The sequence below is a fragment of the Citromicrobium bathyomarinum genome, from assembly GCF_038594605.1.
Taxonomy (GTDB): Bacteria; Pseudomonadota; Alphaproteobacteria; order Sphingomonadales; family Sphingomonadaceae; genus Alteriqipengyuania; species Alteriqipengyuania bathyomarina_B.
In genome coordinates this window covers 37642-56251 of the sequence record NZ_JBCFZM010000001.1, presented here as the reverse complement: position 1 = coordinate 56251, position 18610 = coordinate 37642, and the positions used below count along the sequence as shown (strand labels likewise).

Here is an 18610-nt window from a genome sequence, read left to right as displayed (position 1 = left end):
CGCTCGTGCGTAGGATTGCGAATGCTGAAGGCCGACCACCTACCAGGGCGGCCTGAGTTCAGCCCCCCGTGGCAGCCGTCCGAACGCGGTAAACGCCTTCCACCTTCAAGCTCTTTATCGGCTTGCCTTCGGCAGCTTTGGCCGGAGTGAATTTGGTATATTTGCTCAGAGCGCCGCATAATGACGCAATCTCGGCGTCCGTCCCCAGCGGCATCAGTCGCCTGCACCCCGTGACCCCGCCGGTCTCGTCGAGGAAGACCAGCACTGGAAGCAAGCCGGCGTTGTATTTTGCATAGACTTCCTTGGGTAGCTCCCGACGAAGGCTTCTCCAGCTCTGGCTTAAGTTGGCGATCTCTGCCCGTTGGCTCAACGTGCGATGCGCCTCTCCATCGAGGCCAAAATGGGACATCAGGTCGATCATGCAGTCCCGCATCGCCGACAAGGGTGCATGCATCGATTCAACCTTCAAGATGTAATCATCGGCAAACGCTCCGGCGATCGAAAGCTCTTCAATCGATTGCTCATAGGCGTCACGCTCCGCATCTTCCGATGCGAGTCTTGTTCCATTCCCCGGGCCGCCGATATAGACTTTCATGCTTACACCGTGACCGCCGCCGGGCGACTCGAAACTCCACGATGCGCCTCGACTGCTGCCCGCGTTGGTGCCTAGGAAACGGAAGTGCGCCTTAAGCTCTTCGGCAGGCTGGCGTTGGCTCGAAACCGTACCGAGAAACGGCGTTCCGGGCGCGTACTGTCGCAGTTCCAGCCGTTCAGGATTTTCAGCATCGCCGAAGTTGCGCGACAAGGCGCACGACGTGTCATCGTATTCGAGAGCCCAGGGTCCGACGGGCGAAAGGGTTGGGGGCGCCGGATCTTGCGCCAGCGTCGGCACCGAAATCGCCGCTACCAAACCTGCAACAACGCACGCCCTGATCATCTTCCGCCCCCCCAAATGCAACGTTCGGAAATTAGCCCATGCCGGGCAGGTTGAACCCCGGCGGCAGGCCCATGCTGCCTTGCATCTTCTGCATTTCCTCGTTCGAAACACGGTCCGCCTTGCCGCGCGCATCGTTGAACGCGGCGGCAACCAGGTCTTCGACCATGTGCTTCTCTTCAGGCTTCATCAGGCTGTCGTCGATATTGACGCCCATGATCCGGCCGCGTGCAGTGCATTTGACGGTCACCAGACCGCCCCCGGCAGAGCCCTCTACCTCGATTGAGTCGAGCTTTGCTTGGACATCGCCCATCTGGCTCTGAATCGTCTCGGCGGCCTTCTGCGCGGCGGCCATCATTTCTTCCATCGATTTCATGCTTGCTTGCTCCATTGGCGGGAGTTGGCGGCGGTGCCCTGCTCTTTCTCGTCGAGCAGTTCCGCCTGGGGGAAGGCCGCACGCGCGGCCTGCATAAGGGGGTGGGCTTCCATCGCATCGCGCAGTGCCGCGGCCTCGGCCTGTGCGGCTTCCGCCAGGCTCGGCGGCGCGGCGGGATCGCTGACTTCGGTCAGCACCCAGCTGCGACCCGTGGCCCGCGCAAGCGCGGTTCGCAACTCGGCCTCGATCTTGTCCTTGTACTCGGGCGCGCGGGCAAAGGTGATCGCACCATCTTCCAGCGACACCACCCGCAATTGCAGCCGCATGATGCTGGCCGCGATATATTCGCCCGCATCCTCGACCTTCGAGACAAGCGCCGCGAAGTCGGGGGAAGCGGGGGCCAACTGCAGCGTTGCGCCGCCGTTTGCATGAGCGCTCGGCGCAGCGGCGGAAGCGGCTGGAGCGCCATCGGCGGCAGGCGCCGGAAGGCCCTTCGCCAGCTCTTCCATCTTCCGCACCAGCGAACCCGGATCGGGCGCATTGGCGGCATGGATCAGCCGCAAGAGCGCCATCTGCGCCGAAACCAGCGGATCGGGCGCGGTCTTGACCTCGTCATAGCCCTTCAGGAGCAGCTGCCACAGGCGGTGGAGCTGACCAGGCGTCAGCCGCTCGGCCCAGTCGGAAAGCTGGCCGCGCTCTTCCTCGCCCGCCAGATCGGGCATCGCGCCGCCCACCTGCATCACGGTGATGCGGTGGACGATCTCCATCAGCGATCGCATCAGCGCCAGCGGCTCGACACCCAGTGCATACTGGTCCGCCACCGCGTCCAGCATGGGCCTGGCCTCGCCTGCGAGGATGCAGCCGAGCAGGCGCCGCTGCGCGCCTGCATCGGCAAGGCCCAGCATGTCGCGTACGCGCGCGGCGGTGACCTTGCTCGAATTGCCCTCCCCTTCTTCGAGATCGGCATGCGCGATCGCCTGATCGAGGATCGAGAGCCCGTCGCGGACCGACCCTTCGGCCGCTGCCGCGACCAGCGCCAGCGCCTCGGGCTCGGCCTCGACACCCTCCTGCGAACAGACCCATGCGAAATGCTCGGCCAGCCGCTCGGTCGAGATACGACGCAGGTCGAAGCGCTGCGTGCGGCTGAGCACGGTGACCGGCAGCTTGTCGACTTCGGTGGTGGCGAAAAGGAATTTCACATGGCTCGGCGGCTCCTCAAGAGTCTTGAGCAAGGCGTTGAAAGCATTGCGCGACAGCATGTGGACTTCGTCGATGATGTAGATCTTGTAACGCGCGCTGACCGCGGCATACCGGACCGCCTCGATGATCTCGCGCACGTCGTCGACCCCGGTATGGCTGGCCGCGTCCATCTCGATCACGTCGATATGGCGGCCCTCCGCGATCGCGCGGCACGGCTCGCATACACCGCACGGATCGATGGTCGGCCCGCCCTCGCCGTCCGGCCCGATGCAGTTCAATGCCTTGGCGATCAGCCGCGCGGTGGAGGTCTTCCCCACCCCTCGCACCCCGGTCATGAGGAAGGCATGCGCCAGCCGGTCGCGCCGGATCGCGTTGGCCAGCGTCTGGACCATCGGCTCCTGCCCGATGAGCTGGCTGAAGGTCTGCGGGCGGTATTTGCGGGCCAGCACGCGGTAAGGCTGCGCGGGATCGGCGGCGGGAGCCGATGCGGAGACCGGATCGGGCTCTGTGGCAGACTCGGGCTTCGGTCCCGATGCCCCGAACATCGAATTCTGCCCCGCGGCTTCGAGTTCGGCAGCGGTCGGAGCAGTCTCTTCCAGGTCGTGAAGTTCGCTATCGGGATCGGTCATCATGCAGCAATGTATGACGTGCAATCGCGTTTGTCGAAGGGCCGCGACAAATAAGGGCGTGGCCAGTCGAAATCGGAGCCTTGCCCTTGTTTGCGCCCGCTATCTCCCTCGCCCTCTCGCTCGCCATGCCGGGCCCACTCGCCGACCTGGGACAGCCACAGATCGATGCCATGTGTTCGCCTGCAGGAGGGCTGGCGGGGCCCTTCGGCGAGGGGGAAATCGACCGGCCGATCGTGCGGCAATCCGACTGGTCTTCTCCGGCCTATGCGCTCGAGACGAATATCGGGCCGTTCACCGTCTTCGAACGATGGGTATCGCCGCAGAGCCGGGCGGTTCACACCCTGCGCTACAAGGCGATCACCACGGATAACGTCGACGTCGCCGCGCTCGCCCGGCACTTGCTGACGGTGGCACCGCAGGCGGGCTGGTCCGCTTATAGCGACGCCCCGCCGATGCGCACGGGGCCGCGCCATTTCTACAAGGACATATTGGTCGATGGGCGTTCCACGCGACTCTGGCTGATCGCGGACGGCGGCCTGTGGACGACCTCGCTTTTCTGCGTACGGGACGATCTGCGTCCCGAGCCGATGCTCATCATGCTGGAGCGCGCGGCGAACGCGCACGCGGCACGCCAGCGCGAGGACTAAAGCGAATCGGAAGAAAAAAGGAGCCGAGCGACCCGCCGCAATTCACCTGGGCTGCTTCCTTCCGGACCTGACCCGGTGAGCGAACGCAAACGTCCACCCGACTCCCGCCCGCCACATGGCGGAACAGAGGGAAGATTTCAAGCGCCGCCTGCGCGGATCCACTCGGCAATCGCATGCGCGGCATCGGCCAGCCCAGCTTCGGCCTCCGCAGTGCTCCCGGTCGGACGATCGAGAAATGCGGTCAAAACATAGCGCGTTCCGTCGGGCGTCTCGAAGACTGCGATATCATTGACCTCGGCCCTCGCTTCACCACCACAGGTCCCGGTCTTGTCGCCCGGGTTCCAGTTTTTTGGCAGCCCGGCCCGCAGGCGCGCCATGCCGGTGGGCGTTTCGACCAGCCACCCACGCAGGATGGCTCTGTCTGCCGCGGGAAGCCGATCACTCCACAGCAAACTGCCGACCAGCCCGGCCATGGCATCGGGCGTAGTCGTATCGCGCGGATCGCCCGGGGCATTCTCGTTCAAGGCGGGTTCGTTGCGGTCGAGCCGGGTCACCTCGTCGCCGATCTCGCGCAGCCAGGCGGTAAAGGCGTCCGGCCCGCCAAGCTTGGTGAGCAGCAGGTTGGCGGCGGTATTGTCGCTCAGCGTCACCGCATGATGCGCAGCCTCCATGCCCGACATCCAGCCGATGGCTGCACGTTTCTGCGCGTAGGGGGCGTAGGAGAGGAGATCGTCCTCTCCAAAGTCGAGCCGCGCATCGCGCAAGCCCGGCGTATCGAGCGCCATTGCCGCAAGCGCGAGCTTGAAGGTCGAGCACATGGCAAAGCGCTCCGCCCCGCGATGGGAGAAAACGAGGCCGTCATTCTGTGAATACAGCGCGACCCCCAGCCGCCCACCCGAAGCGGTCTCCACCTCGGTAATTCGCGCGGCGAGCTGTTCGCTCGAAGCGGATGCCTGCGCGGCCGGCGCCGGGTGGCCCGCGCAACCGGTCAGCGCCAACGCAATCGCCGCTGCCAGGGCTTTCACAATCCGTTCAGCGGAAATTGTCCGCGTAGGCCTGCAGCTTGAGCTTCTTGGGCGGGGTCGCATGGACCCGCGCCGGAATGCCGTATTTCTCGGCATAAGCCTTCGCATCGTCCTTGCTCGGGAACGTCAGTTGCACCTGCACCTGCGTGTCGCCCGATCCGGTCCAGCCCATCAACGGGTCCGCGCGCCGTGCCTCGGATTGCTCGAATTCGAGCACCCATTCATCGATCCGGGCCTTGCCGGACTGCATCGCACTCTTGGGTCGCTGGTAAATACGTGCTGGCATTTCTGTTCTGTCCCTCAATCGCCGGACGGCGGACATGAGTCCGCCCTGGCTTCCTCGCAAAAGCTCGGGCGGGCAGTCGCCCTTGCCTCGCCTAAGGCTCGGAAGTCAACTAACCCGACCTGTCGAATGCATTCTTCGTCTTCAAGCTCGCGACCTCGGCCCAGGGTTTCTCGGGCCAGCGATGCTTGGGGTAACGGCCCTTCATGTCCTTGCGGACATCCGCCCAGCTTCCGCGCCAGAAGGCAGGCAGGTCCCGCGTCGCCTGGACGGGCCGCCCGGCCGGGCTGGTGAGCTTCAGAAGCAGGGGTGTGCGGCCGATCATCGGATGCGAATCGAGGCCGTAAAGCGCCTGTACGCGGACTTCTACGGCGGGCGCGTCTTGGCCGGTATAGTCGATCGCGTGGTGCGTACCGGCGGGGCTGGCGAATTCGCGCGGGGCAGCCTCGTCCAGCCGCTGGCGCTCGTTCCAGTCGAGCATGCCGAGCAGCGCATCGACCAGCTTGCCCTTGCCCACGCCGAGATCCCGGCGACCGGCCAGCAGCGGGGCGAGCCACAGGTCTGCGCTTTGCCGCAGGGCTTCGGGCGACAGGCCGCCTATCCCGGCAAAGCGCGCCCGCGCGAGGAGGTCGGGCGGGAGGAGTTCTCCTCGCCCTTCCCCCAGCTTTTCCAGAGCCTTTTCCACAAGCAGCGCCTGCACCGCATCAATGTCGGGCGCCGGGTCAGGCCCGCGCGAAAGGACCAGCGCCCCCAGCCGCTCCTCGCGGCGTGCTTCGACCCGATCGCCGGTCCAGCGCAAGGTGCGGTGAAACTCGATCCGGTCGCCGAGCCACTCGCGCAGGTCGCTTTCCTCGAAAGGCGCCGCAGCCGTGATCCGCGCGCCTTGTGCGCTGCCCTGTGCGTCGCCGATGACGCAATACTGCGCCCGCGCCCCCGGTGAGGTGGGATCGAGCCGATATCCGCGCCCGTTCGCCGCGAGCCATTCCTCGCCCGATCCGTCGCGGCATTTCGCCACGAAACCGGGGCGTCCTGCGGCGAGGATCACGGCGAGAGGTGGGACGGATCGTCTCGCACCTTCCGTCAGCTTTTCAGCTGCCTTCGCCCACCGCGCTGCCAGCTTGCGGCTCGCCTCGGCGCGGCCTCCCCGTTCTGCCTTCCAGCGAGACAGCCGCACCTCCAGATCCTCTCCACGGCCACCAAGCCCGCGCTCTTGCAACAGCAGCACCAGCCGCGCTGCGCGCTCGCCCTCCCCATGCATTGAACCGAACAGCACCATCGCCGCACTCGCCGGATCGAGCGGGAGCGCCGCCATCGCCTCGCCGCGAGGCGTGATCCTGCCATCATCGTCGAGCGCGCCGAGCGCCCGCAACTCGTCCCGCGCGGTCGAGAGCGAGGCAGCTGGCGGCGGATCGAGCCACTGCAGATTGGCAGCATCACTCTCGCCCCATTTCGCCAGCGTCAGCACCAGTGGCGTAAGATCGCTGGTTGCGATTTCGGACGGCTCGAACGCCGGGCGCCCGAGATGCGCGGCCTCGGCCCAAAGCCGGTAAGCCACCCCCGGTGCCTGCCGTGCCGCCCGCCCAGCGCGCTGTGTGGCCGAGGCTTGCGACGCCTGCACCGTCACCAGCCGATTGCCGCCCGCTGCGCGGTCATATTCCGCCCGGCGCGAGAGACCACCGTCGACCACTACGGTAACGCCGTCCAGCGTCAGCGAAGTCTCGGCTATCGCGGTGGCGAGCACGATGCGGCGGCGGCCCTCCGGATCGCGGCGGATCGCGGCGCGCTGGCCTGCCGGATCGACTTGCCCGTGCAGCGGCAGGATCAGCGCGCCGCGCAGCCGATCCGCCAGCCGCTCGCGGACCCGCTCGATCTCGCGCACGCCGGGGAGGAAGGCGAGGATATCGCCCGTCTCGGCCCGCCACGCGGTTACGACTGCGTCCGCCATAGAATCCTCGAACCGGTCTACGCCGCTCGATCCAAGCCATTCGATTCGCAGAGGAAAGCTGCGCCCCTCGCTCTCGATCACCGGTGTCCGAAGACGATCGCCGCGCATCAGCCCCGCAAACCGCTCTCCGTCGAGCGTCGCCGACATCACCAGCAACCGCAGATCCTCGCGCAGCACGCCTTGCGTCTCCAGCGCCAGCGCGAGGCCGAAATCGCTGTCGAGATGGCGCTCGTGCGCTTCGTCGAACAACACCGCCGAGACGCCCGGCAGTTCGGGATCGGCGACGATACGATTGAGGAAGATCGCCTCGGTCAGCACGGTGATGCGCGTCTTTGCCGATCGCTTGGAGTCGAGCCGCGTCAGGTAGCCGACCGTTTCGCCCGGCTTCTCGCCCAGCATCGCCGCCATCCGCTCCGCCGCAGCGCGCGCGGCGACCCGGCGGGGAGAGAGCAGCAGGATCTCGCCGCTGCACCAGTCATCCTCAAGCAGCGCGGGCGCAACCGCCGTGGTCTTGCCCGCCCCCGGCGGCGCGATCAGCACCGCGTTGGGCCCGTCGCGCATCGCAGCCTTCAGCTCCGGCAATACGGCGTGGATGGGGAGGCTCGATCCTTCGGACACGGCACCGCCCCTAACCCAAGCGTACGCTCCTGCGAAGGCTCGCGGTGATCGCAGGCCCCTGGATCACTCACCTTCCCAGCCGAACACGTCTTCAACGCCCACGCCGAATAGTCGCGCGATACGAAACGCGGTTTCGAGGCTGGGGGAATAGCGCCCCTGTTCGATCGCGATGATCGTGTGGCGGGTAACCCCCACCGCCTCGCCCAGCGCGGCCTGGCTGAGCTTGCCGTGTTCCTCGCGCAGATCGCGCACACGGTTGGTAATCGGCGGACGTTTGCTCATCGACCTTCGTCCATCATATCGCGCGGCGGAAGAAGTATATCTGGAAGATATACTCGGCCAGCTGCGCCACGATCAGCGCGCCGATGACGTGATGGAACAGCATCGTGCCAGAGGGCAGCACGACGAAGGTGAAGCAAGCGGAAATTGCCAGCACGCCGAGCACGATGCCCGACCATTTGCCTGCGAGAGCAATCGCGGCCCGCTCCCGCTCGTCAGCGGGCGCATTCGCCTCCTTGGGAGACGCGATGGCGAGTACGGTCTGCGCGACGATCGACAGCACGATCACCGCGAGCACGTAGGGAATCAGCGGACCGATCACCGGGGCGTGCGGCGCGTGCGCGACCAAAGTGGCATACCAGAGCCCGGTGGCGAGCATGATCGCTCCCATGACCCATGCGGATTTTTCCCTGAACGACATGTGCGAATCTCCTCCGTTATGTAGAATATCTTCTACATAGGAGACTCCTTACAGGATGTCGAATATTTTCGACATTATCCCCGGCCAGGCAGGTATCAATGCCCCCGCGCCACCGCGAAGTGCGCGGCTTCGACCATCGCCTCGCGCGCCTTGCCGTCGGGGAAGATCGACAGCGCGTCGGCGGCCATCTGCGCGAAGTGTCGGGCGCGGTCGCGAGTGGCGGTTACGCAGTCGTGGCGTTCCACCAGCGATACCGCGTGGGCCAGGTCTTCGTCGGAGGTGCGGTGGCCGAGGATGGCGGCCTCCCAGAACTTCCGCTCCTCCGCGTCGCCGCGCGCATAGGCGAGGATCACGGGCAGGGTCATCTTGCCCTCGCGGAAATCGTCGCCCCGGTCCTTGCCCATCTCCGCCGCGTCGGACGAATAATCCAGCGCATCGTCGACCAGCTGGAATGCGATGCCGAGGTTGCGGCCATAATCGTCGAGCGCCTGCTCCTCCGCTTCGCTGCATTCGGCAACCACTGCCGCAATGCGGCTGGCGGCCGCGAAGAGCGCGGCGGTCTTGGAGCCGATAATGTCGAGATAGCGCTGTTCGCTGGTGGCGACCTTGCGCTGCGCGGTCAGCTGGGCGACCTCGCCCTCGGCGATGATCGCGCTGGCGGAAGAGAGAATTTTCAGCACCCGCAGGCTGCCATCCTCGGTCATCAGTTCGAACGCGCGGCTGAAGAGGAAATCGCCGACCAGCACGGTCGCCGGATTGCCGAAGATGATATTCGCGGCGGCCTTGCCCCGGCGCATCTCGCTGCCGTCGACCACATCGTCGTGCAGCAGCGTGGCGGTGTGGATGAACTCGACCGCGGCGGCGAGCTTGTGATGGCGCGTGCCCTGGTAGCCGACCAGCTCTGCCCCCGCGAGCGTGAGCATGGGCCGCAACCGCTTGCCGCCACCCGAGATCAGGTGCCCGGCGAGGCGCGGAATCAGAGGGATTTCGCTCTGCATCCGGTCGAGGATCACGGCGTTCACGGCGTTGAGCCCTGGCGCGGTCAGCGACAGCATCGCATCGATCGAGGCCTGGGTGGCGCCGGACGCGCGGGCGAGAGGGACGATCTCGGCAGTCATCCGGCAGCGCAATGGCCAAGCTGACCGATCATTTCAAGCGCATAACGGACATGCGGAGTTGCGTAGAGTCGAATTGGGCGGTGCATCGGGGCACTCGCACAGCGCTTCCCCATCAGGCACGCGGCAGAGCGAGCCGGACGAGCAACCCGCCCAGGTCCTCGCTTTCCGCCAATTCCACCGCCCCGCCGTAGATCTCGCCGACATCGCGCACGATGGCGAGGCCGAGGCCGGTGCCCGGCTTGCCGGTATCGAGCCGCGCGCCGCGATCGAAAATCTCGATCCGCTTTTCTTCGGGGATACCCATCCCGTCATCTTCGATCCAGATGACGCAGCGGCTATCCTCGGGCTCGGCATCGATCGTCACGAACACGCTGCCGCCGCCGTATTTCGCCGCGTTCTCGATCAGGTTGCCGAGGATTTCGTCGAGGTCCTGTCGCTCGATCGCGACCTTGGCTTCGTGCGATCCGTCGATGTCGAAGCGCACATCGGGATAGAGCCGCTCGACCGCACGGCGCACGGCTTCCGCACTGTCGCGCACCGGGGTCTGCGCATGGCCTACCGCGCGGCGGCCCACCGCGCGGGCACGGGCAAGGTGGTGGTCGACATGGCGGCGCATCGTGCGCGCCTCGCGGATCACGGTATCGGCCAGATCGGGCGCGTGGGCGGTCGCGGCGTTGTTGACCACGGTCAGCGGGGTCTTGAGCGCGTGCGCGAGGTTGCCGGCATGGGTCCGCGCCTCTTCCGCCTGCCGCTCCGAATGTTCGAGCAGCATGTTCAATTCCTGCACCAGCGGCTGGACCTCGAGCGGCAGGGGAGCGGTCACCCGGTTGCTGCCCGCGGTGCGGATGTTCTGGATCGCGGTCCGGATGCGGCGCAGCGGGCGCAGGCCGACATAGCTTTGCAACAGCACCAGCACCATCAGGCCCAGCCCGAGGATCACGAAACTGATGACGAGGATCCGGCGGATCCGGTCGATCTGTTCGTCGATATCCTCGCGGGAGGACGCTATCACGAAGGTCCACAAGGTGTCACTCCTTGGGAGAACCGCATCACGCTGCGCAATTCGCAGCGGCTCTTCTTTGAACTGCATGCTGTCGTAATTGACGACTTCGTCTTTAGCTGAGGGACGCAGGTCTAGCGCCTGAACCCAAAGCGACCGTGACGGATTCACTGAATCGCTATCCAGCGTTACAGGCTCGCCGGAAGGGCTGATCTGGTAATAAAGGCCTGAATTGGGTTCGAGAAACCGCTGGTCGCCCATGGGCCGCATCAGCCAAACCTGTCCGCCCGGCTGAACCTCGGCGGATGCAATTAGCGCGTTCAGGTTGTTGTTCAGCTGGGTGTCGAAATTGCTTTCAACTAGATTGGTGAGCGTGCGGTCGAGCGCGAGGCCCCCCCCCAAGAGCAGAACGACAATCCAAATCGCGGAAATCGCCATCACGCGCCATGTCAGGCTGCCGGTGTGCGGCGCCACGAAATCACGCGGCCGTTCCTCGAAAGCCTCGCCCGCGACCCGGTCGGGCGCACGCGGGTCGCGCCTGCCGGGCCGGGGCGCAGGCCTGCCGTCGCCGCTTGGCGCAGGCCGAGCCTCGGCCGCGTCCTCAGGCGCGCCGTCAGGCCCGGGGCGCGTCGGCGGGGTCGTCGAGGCTGTAGCCAAGGCCACGTATCGTTGTAATGACTTCCGCGCCCAGCTTCTTGCGGATGCGGGTGACGAAGACCTCGATCGTATTCGAATCGCGGTCGAAATCCTGATCGTAGATATGCTCGATCAGCTCGGTGCGGCTGACGACCTTGCCCTTGTGGTGCATCAGGTAGCTCAACAGCTTGTATTCCTGCGCGGTCAGCTTCACCGGATCGCCGCCGCGCGTGACGCGGCCCGAACGCGTGTCGAGCCGCACGTCGCCGGCGGTCAGTTCGCTGCTGGTATTGCCCGAAGCACGGCGGATCAGCGCGCGCAGGCGGGCGATCAGTTCCTCGGTCTGGAACGGCTTGGCGAGATAATCGTCCGCGCCTGCATCGAGCCCGGCGACCTTGTCGCTCCAGCTGTCGCGCGCGGTCAGCACCAGCACGGGGAACCTGCGGCCTTCCTTGCGCCACATGCCGAGCACGGTCAGCCCATCGATCTCGGGCAGGCCGAGGTCGAGGATCACGGCATCGTAATCCTCGGTCGAGCCGAGGTAATGCCCGTCTTCCCCGTCGGTCGACAGGTCGACGGCATAGCCGTTCTGTTCGAGCGTCGATTTGAGCTGTTCGCCCAGCGTGGGCTCGTCTTCCACGATCAGGATGCGCATCGGCGTCTTGTCCTTGTCATTTGGCCAGCGTCATTTGCCCCAGCGTCATTAACACGCTCGCTCCTTGGAGCGGATGGCGCATCATCGTCAACAACAAGCCCTTCCTTACCGCCAGAAACCTCAGCGCGAACGTCCGATCACGCGGCCGGTGCGGGCGTCCACGTCGATATCGATCACCACGCTCTTGCGGATGAAGCGGAAACGGTAGGCCATGGCGACCGGGTCATAGGCAAAGCCCAGATATTCGTAGCAATTCCCGTCGTTCCGTGAATTGGAGCACAGCGGCCCGCCCAATGCGCGGAAGGCGATCTGTTCAAGCTGGCGCAGGGGAAGCGCCTTGCCCGACTGCGTATCGCGCCGCGCGGCGTCCTGCGCCGGATTGCTCTGGGCAAGCGCGGGAGCGGGCGTTGCGACAATGGCGCAACCGAGCAGGAGGGGGGCGATGATCGGTTTCATATGTTTACCTCAGATGCCCGGAAGCCATTGAATGACCTCTGAATGCTGGCCAGCACCAATCGTTCAGCTTTCCGCCTTATTTCATGAACGCTCGCCATAATCGGCGCCTCAGTTCACTGCCTCGTAGGTCACCGACACCGTCACCCCGGTTTCGACCATTCCGGGCTGCACTGGCGGAGCGCCACCGACGCGCGAACCGGTCACCATGATGCTGTCGGCGGAGTACATCTCGCGCGCCTGCCCCTGGACGCTTTCCGAAATCTGGAGCACGCGAACGTTCGAATAGCCCGCAACCCGCGCGTAATCCAACGCCATCATCCGCGCGCGCTCCATCGCTCGGCGACGCGCCTCGGCCTTGGGCTCGGTATCGTCGGAGATCGAGAAGCTCGGCCCGTTGATGTTGTTTGCCCCCGCCTGCACCAGCGCATCGAGCACTTCGCCCACACTCTCCGTATCGCTCAGCTTCACGCTGACCTGGTTGGACGCTTCGTAGCCACGGAAGACCTGCCGGCGCGTCTGCTGATCGTAATCGAAGCGCGCGCCCAGATTGATCCGCGTGGTCTGAATGTCGCGCTCGGGGATGCCGAGCGACTTCAGCCGGTCGATCACGCGCTGCATCTGCGTCGAGTTCTGCGACAGCGCCTCTTGCGCGGTCATCGCCTCGGTCTGGACGCCCGCGCTGATCGTCACCTCGTCCGGCTCGACCTCCACCCGCTCGCTGACGACAAGCTCGATCACCGGGCCGGTGGCCTGGATCTGGACGTCCGCCGCAACCGATGGCGTGGCGGCCAGCGCGGCGATAGCGATCGAGGCGGGCATGATAGCTTGGCGGATCATCGAGGTTCTCCAACAGGATACGTGTGCATCCACCCCTAATCGGTGCGGAGCGGACGCGGAAGGCTTGTTCGATAGGCGCTGCCGCCTTAACTCGCGGCAACCATGGCGCAACCTCCGATCCTTTCCTTGGAAAACCTCGGCCTTCAGCAGGGCGGGCGCTGGCTGTTCGGCGGCCCGAACCAGGACAATATCGACCTGCACGTGGCCCCGCGCGACCGGCTGGCGCTGATCGGCCGCAACGGGGCGGGCAAGACCACGCTGTTCCGGCTGATCGACGACCGGCTTGAAGGCGATCAGGGCCAGCGCAAGGTGAAGCCCGGCACTCGGATCGTGGTGCTGGAGCAGGACCCCGATGTCTCCGAGTACGAAACGCTGATGGATTTCGCCCTCGGTGGGGAGAACCCGCCTGCCGAGCATGAGGTGGAAGCCATCGCAGGCCAGCTCGGCATCGACATGAGCCGCGAGGCAAAGGGCGCGAGCGGGGGCGAGCGGCGCCGCGCGCAGATTGCCCGCGCGCTGGCGCAGGACCCCGATCTGCTGCTGATGGACGAGCCGACCAACCACCTCGATCTCGCCGCGATCGACTGGCTGGAGAGCTGGCTCGACCGCTATAATGGCGCCTTCATCGTCATCAGCCACGACCGCACCTTCCTCAAGCGCCTGACCCGCGCGACCCTGTGGCTCGACCGGGGGACCATCCGCCGCAAGGAAGTCGGCTTCGGCGGTTACGAAGCGTGGGAAGAGCAGGTCTATGCCGAGGAAGCGCGCGCGGCGGAAAAGCTCGACGCCAAGCTGAAGCTGGAAGCCCACTGGCTGGAGCGCGGCGTGACCGCGCGGCGCAAGCGCAACCAGGGGCGCTTGGAAGCGCTCTACAAGATGCGCGAACAGCGCGCCGCGATGATCGACACCAGCGGCACCGCCAAGCTCAAGCTCGCCACCGCAGAGGACTTCAAGAGCAAGTCGGTGATCGTCGCGGACCAGATCAGCAAATCTTATCCGACACCTGAAGGCGACGAGCGCACCATCATCCGCGACTTCTCCCTGCGCATCCAGCGCGGGGATCGGATCGGGATTGTCGGAGCGAACGGCGCGGGCAAGACGACGCTGCTCAAGATGCTGACCGGCGAGCTTGAGCCGGACAGCGGCAGCGTCGAAATCGCCAAGACGCTGACCGGCGTGATGATCGACCAGCAGCGCAGCCTGCTCGGCGAAGGCAAGACCGTGCGCCAGGTGCTGGCCGAAGGCGGCGACTGGATCGACGTGCGGGGAACGCGCAAGCATGTGCAGGGCTACCTCAAGGAATTCCTGTTCGACCCGGGCATCGTCGACACCAAGATCGACATCCTGTCTGGCGGCGAGAAGTCGCGCCTGCTGCTGGCGCGCGAGTTCGCGCGAGCATCCAACCTTCTCGTGCTCGACGAACCGACCAACGATCTCGACCTCGAAACGCTCGACCTGCTGCAGGAGGTCATCGCGGACTACGAGGGCACCGTGCTGATCGTCAGTCACGACCGCGACTTCCTCGACCGTACCGTGACGGTGACGCTCGGCCTCGACGGGTCGGGCAAGGTCGATGTGGTCGCGGGCGGGTACGAGGATTGGGTCGCCAAGCGCAGCACGCCCATCATCGGCAAGGCGAAGGCTCCGGCGAAGGACAAACCTGCTCCTGCCGCGCCCCCTCCCCCGCCGCGTGCGGACAAGCTCAGCTTCAAGGACCAGCGCGATTACGATACGCTGCCGGAGCGTATCGAGGAGCTGGAGCTGGCCATCGCGAGGGGCGAGGAAATCCTTTCCGATCCCGAGCTCTATTCCAAGGACCCGCAGCGCTTCGCCACCATCTCGAAGGGCGTCGAGAATGCCCGAAGCGAGAAGGATGCGGCGGAAGAGCGCTGGCTGACACTCGCGGAGCGGGTCGAGGGTTGAGCACCCGGGAACTCCACCGCCAGATCGCCGCATGCCGGGTCTGCGAGGCCGCACTCGGCTTCGAACCTCGCCCGGTTGCCCAGTTCTCCGCCACCAGCCGCATCCTGATCGTCGGGCAGGCGCCGGGCAGCAAGGTCCACGCCAGCGGCATCCCGTGGGACGACGCGAGCGGCGAGCGGTTGTGCGAGTGGACCGGGCTGACCCGCGACCAGCTGCACGACCCGGCGCTCGTGGCGATCGTCCCGATGGGCTTCTGCTACCCCGGCAAGGCCAGCGGGGGCGACAAGCCACCCCGCCCCGAATGCGCGCCGCTGTGGCACGAGCGCGTGCTCGCCACCTTGCCTCAGGACCGGCTGACGCTGCTGGTCGGCACATACGCCCAGAAACGCTACCTGCCCGAGACGCGCAACGCGCGCATGGCGGACCGGGTCGCCGACTGGCGCAGCTTCGGCGACACGATCCCGCTGCCGCACCCTTCGTGGCGCTCCACCATGTTCATGCGCAAGCATCCGTGGTTCGAAGCGGAACTCGTCCCCGAAGTGCGGCGGCGCGTGCGCGAGGCGCTGGCTTAACCCAGCCCTTCGTCGGCCATCGCTTTCTTGACCGCGTCGCGGCCCAGATTGCGCTCGCGGTAGTCGACCAGCGACTGCGGCACGTCGATCCCGAACTTGTTCGCCCACAGCAGCGTCACGAACAGGTAGTTGTCCGCCACCGTCGGACCATCCGTCACCAACCACTTACGGCCATCCATCAGCGTTTCGGCGAGCTGGTATTTCTTCGCCACCGTATCTTTCGCCTTGTCCTTGGCATCCCCCTCGGCCCCGCCGAACAGCGGGCCGTAGGCGTTGTGGATCTCGGTCCCGATGAAGCCGATCCACTCGTGCAGCCGGAAGTGCGCTTCGCCATCGGGTAGCGTGCCCGTGGCTTGCGCAAGGTATGGCAGCACCGCTGCATTCTCGGTCAGCAGGCCGAAGTCGTCGGTGACGATCGCGGGGACGTAGCCGCGCGGGCTGATCGCGTAGAAATCCTCGCCATTCTCGGTCTTGTGCTGCGAGAGATCGACCTTGGTCGCCTCGAATGACTGCCCACTCTCGATCAGGGCGATGTGGCTGGCGAGGCTGCAGGCGCCGGACGAAAAATAGAGCTTCATGGTCGGGTTTCCTCGGGTTGCGTGTCCTGCACCAACAACGGCGCAGACGCCCACGCGATCCGCGCAAGACCGCGATGGGCGCCGACGGCCTGACACACCTGACACAGTGTCCTGAAGCAAAAAAACCGCCTCACCTTATGCGGTAGAAATCGGCCACCCGTTCGAGCGCAAGTTTGAGCACCAGCTTGCCCGACCGCGCGGGCCATTGCAGCGCGCGTTCGGCTGCGGGCAGGCTCTCGCACGCGCACACCACGCGCCACAAAACGTCGGACAGCCCGCTGCCCGCAGCGGCCAGCGCGCCGTCGAAACGCGCTTTGGCGGCCATCTGCCGTTCGGTCGGTGAAAGCCCGGCATCGGGCCCGCCCTTGATCCGTACCGGATCCCACCGCATCGTAACCGACGGGCTGAGTTGCGCCTTCTCGTAGTCGGCACGCAGCCGCTCGCCCGCGTCGAACAGCCGGTCGCTCAGGTGGCCGCGCGCGTGCAGCCACGACAAGGGGCTTTCGGCGAGGTTCACCGTGACCGACCGGCGCCGCGCACGCACGCCGCCCTCGCCCGTGCGTTTCGGCCCCTCGCTCGTCAATTCGCGTTCTGCAAGTTCGCGTGCCATGCGCCGTTTCTCCCATCTTTTAAAAGAGCCGCGCGCTTGCCAAAAGCGGATGTCTGTAGGAAAGACATTTCACCATATCGGTGAAAGAGAGCCACCCGACGATGATCAACCGCATCCGCGATATTCGCCGCCAGAAGGGCTGGACGCTCGCCGATCTCGCCGCCGCCTGCGACCCGCCCACGAGTGCGCAGACGATCGGCCGGCTGGAGACGGGAACGCGTAACCTCTCGCTCAAATGGATGGAGCGGATCGGGACCGCGCTCGGCATCGACCCGGAACAGCTCGTGCGATCGGAACAGGCCGGGCGAACCGCGATCGTCGCGACACTCGACGATGATGGCCCGCACGCGCTCCAGAAATCCCGCGACGCAGTACCGCCCGACGAGATGGGCACCGCCGGTACGCGGCTCGTGATGGAGGTGATCGCCAGCACCGGTGCCTTTCGCAAGGGCGACCAGCTGTGGCTGCGCCAGCTTGCGCCAGAAGAGGCGGGGCGCGCGATCAACCGCGACGTGCTGGTGCCGCGCCGCGCGGGTCGCTTCGCCTTCGGGCGGCTGGTCGATAGCGAACCGGGCCGCCTCGCGCTGCTGCCCCCCGAACCGGGCCGAAAGCAGGTGATCGTCGAAGATCCCGCCTGGCTTGCGGTGGCCGAAACGCTGGTCCGCCCGCTGTGACCATGAAACCCGCGCGTCGCCTGCTCTCGCTCGCCACCCTCTATCCCAATGCTGCCCGCCCGCGCTTCGGCACCTTCGTGTCGCATTCGCTCGAGGCGCTGGCCGCGCGCGATGGCTGGGAGGTTACGGTCATCAATCCGATCGGCCTGCCGCCGATCCTCGCGGGCGAGTATCGTGCGCTGGCCGATGCGACGGTGAACGAGGAACGCGGCGCGGTGTCAGTTCATCGCCCGCGCTTCACGCTCATCCCCAAGGTTGGCGGGCGGTTCAATCCGCGCCTGATCGCCCGCGCCGTGCTACCGCTGGCGCGCAGGCTGCACGCCGCGCAAGCCTTCGACATGGTCGATGCGCAGTTCTTCTATCCCGATGGGCCCGCCGCGGCCGCGATTGCGCGCGATCTGGACCTGCCGCTGGCGATCAAGGCGCGCGGCGCGGATATTCATTACTGGGGCAGCAAAGGCTACGCGAAGACCGCGATGCTTGCAGCCGCCAAGAATGCCAGCCAGCTGCTCGCGGTCAGCCATGCGCTGGCGGACGACATGACCGCGCTGGGCATGGCGCGCGAGAAAATCGCGATCCATTACACCGGGCTGGATCGCGACCGCTTTCGCCCCCTCCAGAACGAGAGTCTGCGGCGGATGCTGGGCGAAAAGCTAGGTCTGCCGCTGGGCGAGAAGGAGCCGATCCTCGTCAGCGTGGGCGCGCTGATCCCGCGCAAGGGGCAAGAGCTGGTGCTGCGCGCGCTGGTGGACCTGCCGGATGCCAGGCTGCTGCTGGTGGGCAAGGGGCCGGACGAGGCGAAGCTGCGCACGCTGGCGGACGGGCTTGGGATTGGAGCCCGTGTCCACCTGCTCGGCTCGCTCGATCACGATCTGCTTCCGCTGGTGCTCAGCGCCGCCAATGCGATGGTGCTGCCCTCGGCGAGCGAGGGGCTGGCCAATGCCTGGGTCGAGGCGCTGGCGTGTGGGACACCGATCGTCATCGCCGACGCCGGCGGTGCGCGCGAGCTGGTGCGCGGGCCTGCGGCGGGGCTGATCGTGGCGCGCGAACCCGAAGCGATTGCGCGCGGCGTGCAGATGGTGCTCGGACAATCTGCCACGCGCGCCGAGACAGCGCAGGTGGTCGAAGGCTTCGGCTGGGCGCAACACGCCGAGGCGCTCGCCCGGCTCTATGCCAAAGTAATCGGCTGAACCG

General features: G+C 66.1%; 20 protein-coding genes and 1 other RNA gene. 5 read left to right on the top strand and 16 right to left on the bottom strand.

Translation table 11 applies throughout. The annotated features are described in order from the left end of the window. Positions 1–58 precede the first annotated feature (58 nt). Genes AAG612_RS00275 through AAG612_RS00265 form a run of 3 tightly spaced genes read right to left on the bottom strand, consistent with a single transcriptional unit; the run spans position 59 to position 3142 of the window. Entirely contained in the window at positions 59–937 is an 879-nt protein-coding gene (locus AAG612_RS00275) for a hypothetical protein (protein WP_342506096.1), read from the bottom strand. 31 nt (positions 938–968) lie between these two features. Then, on the bottom strand, positions 969–1310 hold the full coding sequence (locus AAG612_RS00270) for a YbaB/EbfC family nucleoid-associated protein (RefSeq protein WP_342506094.1): 342 nt from the start codon (positions 1308–1310) through the stop codon (positions 969–971). Then, positions 1307–3142 (bottom strand): DNA polymerase III subunit gamma/tau, encoded by a 1836-nt coding sequence (locus AAG612_RS00265; RefSeq protein WP_425341819.1) that lies wholly within the window; start codon positions 3140–3142, stop codon positions 1307–1309. The genes AAG612_RS00270 and AAG612_RS00265 overlap by 4 nt, the downstream gene beginning before the upstream one ends. 83 nt (positions 3143–3225) lie before the next feature. On the opposite strand from AAG612_RS00265, the gene AAG612_RS00260 reads away from it, so the two are divergent. Then, positions 3226–3786, top strand: coding sequence for a hypothetical protein (locus tag AAG612_RS00260; RefSeq protein ID WP_342506090.1), 561 nt, complete (start codon positions 3226–3228; stop codon positions 3784–3786). A 13-nt stretch (positions 3787–3799) separates the two neighbouring features. Here AAG612_RS00260 and ffs read toward each other — a convergent pair. From ffs to AAG612_RS00205, 11 genes are all read right to left on the bottom strand, one after another. Further along, positions 3800–3894, bottom strand: an RNA gene (gene ffs, locus AAG612_RS00255) — signal recognition particle sRNA small type. Between the two features lie 29 nt (positions 3895–3923). Next, on the bottom strand, positions 3924–4811 hold the full coding sequence (bla, locus tag AAG612_RS00250; RefSeq protein ID WP_342506087.1) for a class A beta-lactamase: 888 nt from the start codon (positions 4809–4811) through the stop codon (positions 3924–3926). Positions 4812–4818: 7 nt separating this feature from the next. Beyond that, the gene (locus AAG612_RS00245) at positions 4819–5097 is read right to left on the bottom strand and encodes an ETC complex I subunit (protein WP_342506084.1); all 279 of its coding nucleotides are present in this window, start codon (positions 5095–5097) and stop codon (positions 4819–4821) included. Positions 5098–5206: 109 nt separating this feature from the next. After that, positions 5207–7657 carry an ATP-dependent helicase HrpB gene (gene hrpB, locus AAG612_RS00240; RefSeq protein WP_342506082.1) on the bottom strand — a complete coding sequence of 817 codons (2451 nt, stop codon included), beginning with the start codon at positions 7655–7657 and terminating at the stop codon, positions 5207–5209. Between the two features lie 63 nt (positions 7658–7720). After that, the gene (locus AAG612_RS00235) at positions 7721–7939 is read right to left on the bottom strand and encodes a helix-turn-helix transcriptional regulator (RefSeq protein WP_342506080.1); all 219 of its coding nucleotides are present in this window, start codon (positions 7937–7939) and stop codon (positions 7721–7723) included. 13 nt (positions 7940–7952) lie between these two features. After that, positions 7953–8357, bottom strand: coding sequence for a hypothetical protein (locus AAG612_RS00230; RefSeq protein WP_342506078.1), 405 nt, complete (start codon positions 8355–8357; stop codon positions 7953–7955). 95 nt (positions 8358–8452) lie between these two features. After that, on the bottom strand, positions 8453–9475 hold the full coding sequence (locus AAG612_RS00225) for a polyprenyl synthetase family protein (RefSeq protein ID WP_342506076.1): 1023 nt from the start codon (positions 9473–9475) through the stop codon (positions 8453–8455). A gap of 112 nt (positions 9476–9587) precedes the next feature. Then, positions 9588–11138: a sensor histidine kinase gene (locus tag AAG612_RS00220; RefSeq protein WP_425341818.1), complete on the bottom strand. Its 1551-nt coding sequence runs from the start codon at positions 11136–11138 to the stop codon at positions 9588–9590. Next, the gene (locus AAG612_RS00215) at positions 11089–11766 is read right to left on the bottom strand and encodes a response regulator transcription factor (RefSeq protein ID WP_342506074.1); all 678 of its coding nucleotides are present in this window, start codon (positions 11764–11766) and stop codon (positions 11089–11091) included. The genes AAG612_RS00220 and AAG612_RS00215 overlap by 50 nt, the downstream gene beginning before the upstream one ends. A gap of 120 nt (positions 11767–11886) precedes the next feature. Continuing rightward, a complete protein-coding gene (locus AAG612_RS00210; RefSeq protein WP_342506073.1) occupies positions 11887–12222 on the bottom strand; it encodes a hypothetical protein in 336 nt (111 codons plus the stop codon). 108 nt (positions 12223–12330) lie between these two features. After that, positions 12331–13059 carry an SIMPL domain-containing protein gene (locus AAG612_RS00205; RefSeq protein WP_342506071.1) on the bottom strand — a complete coding sequence of 243 codons (729 nt, stop codon included), beginning with the start codon at positions 13057–13059 and terminating at the stop codon, positions 12331–12333. Positions 13060–13161: 102 nt separating this feature from the next. Here AAG612_RS00205 and AAG612_RS00200 point away from each other — a divergent pair, with 102 nt between their 5' ends. Together AAG612_RS00200 and AAG612_RS00195 are read left to right on the top strand one after the other, a co-directional pair. Next, positions 13162–14982, top strand: coding sequence for an ABC-F family ATP-binding cassette domain-containing protein (locus AAG612_RS00200; RefSeq protein WP_342506068.1), 1821 nt, complete (start codon positions 13162–13164; stop codon positions 14980–14982). Further along, positions 14979–15554, top strand: a complete 576-nt coding sequence (locus tag AAG612_RS00195) for a uracil-DNA glycosylase family protein (RefSeq protein WP_342506066.1) — start codon at positions 14979–14981, stop codon at positions 15552–15554. Before AAG612_RS00200 ends, AAG612_RS00195 begins: the two co-directional genes overlap by 4 nt. On the opposite strand, the gene AAG612_RS00190 is transcribed toward AAG612_RS00195, so the two are convergent. Beyond that, complete coding sequence (locus AAG612_RS00190) at positions 15551–16132, bottom strand: glutathione binding-like protein (RefSeq protein ID WP_342506064.1); 582 nt, start codon at positions 16130–16132, stop codon at positions 15551–15553. The two genes, AAG612_RS00195 and AAG612_RS00190, sit on opposite strands and share 4 nt — an antisense overlap. A gap of 130 nt (positions 16133–16262) precedes the next feature. Further along, on the bottom strand, positions 16263–16742 hold the full coding sequence (locus AAG612_RS00185; protein WP_342506062.1) for a DUF6456 domain-containing protein: 480 nt from the start codon (positions 16740–16742) through the stop codon (positions 16263–16265). Positions 16743–16843: 101 nt separating this feature from the next. Between AAG612_RS00185 and AAG612_RS00180 the strand changes: the two genes are divergently transcribed. Further along, a complete protein-coding gene (locus AAG612_RS00180) occupies positions 16844–17416 on the top strand; it encodes a helix-turn-helix domain-containing protein (RefSeq protein WP_342506060.1) in 573 nt (190 codons plus the stop codon). A 2-nt stretch (positions 17417–17418) separates the two neighbouring features. Further along, on the top strand, positions 17419–18606 hold the full coding sequence (locus AAG612_RS00175) for a glycosyltransferase (RefSeq protein ID WP_342506058.1): 1188 nt from the start codon (positions 17419–17421) through the stop codon (positions 18604–18606). Positions 18607–18610 lie beyond the last annotated feature (4 nt).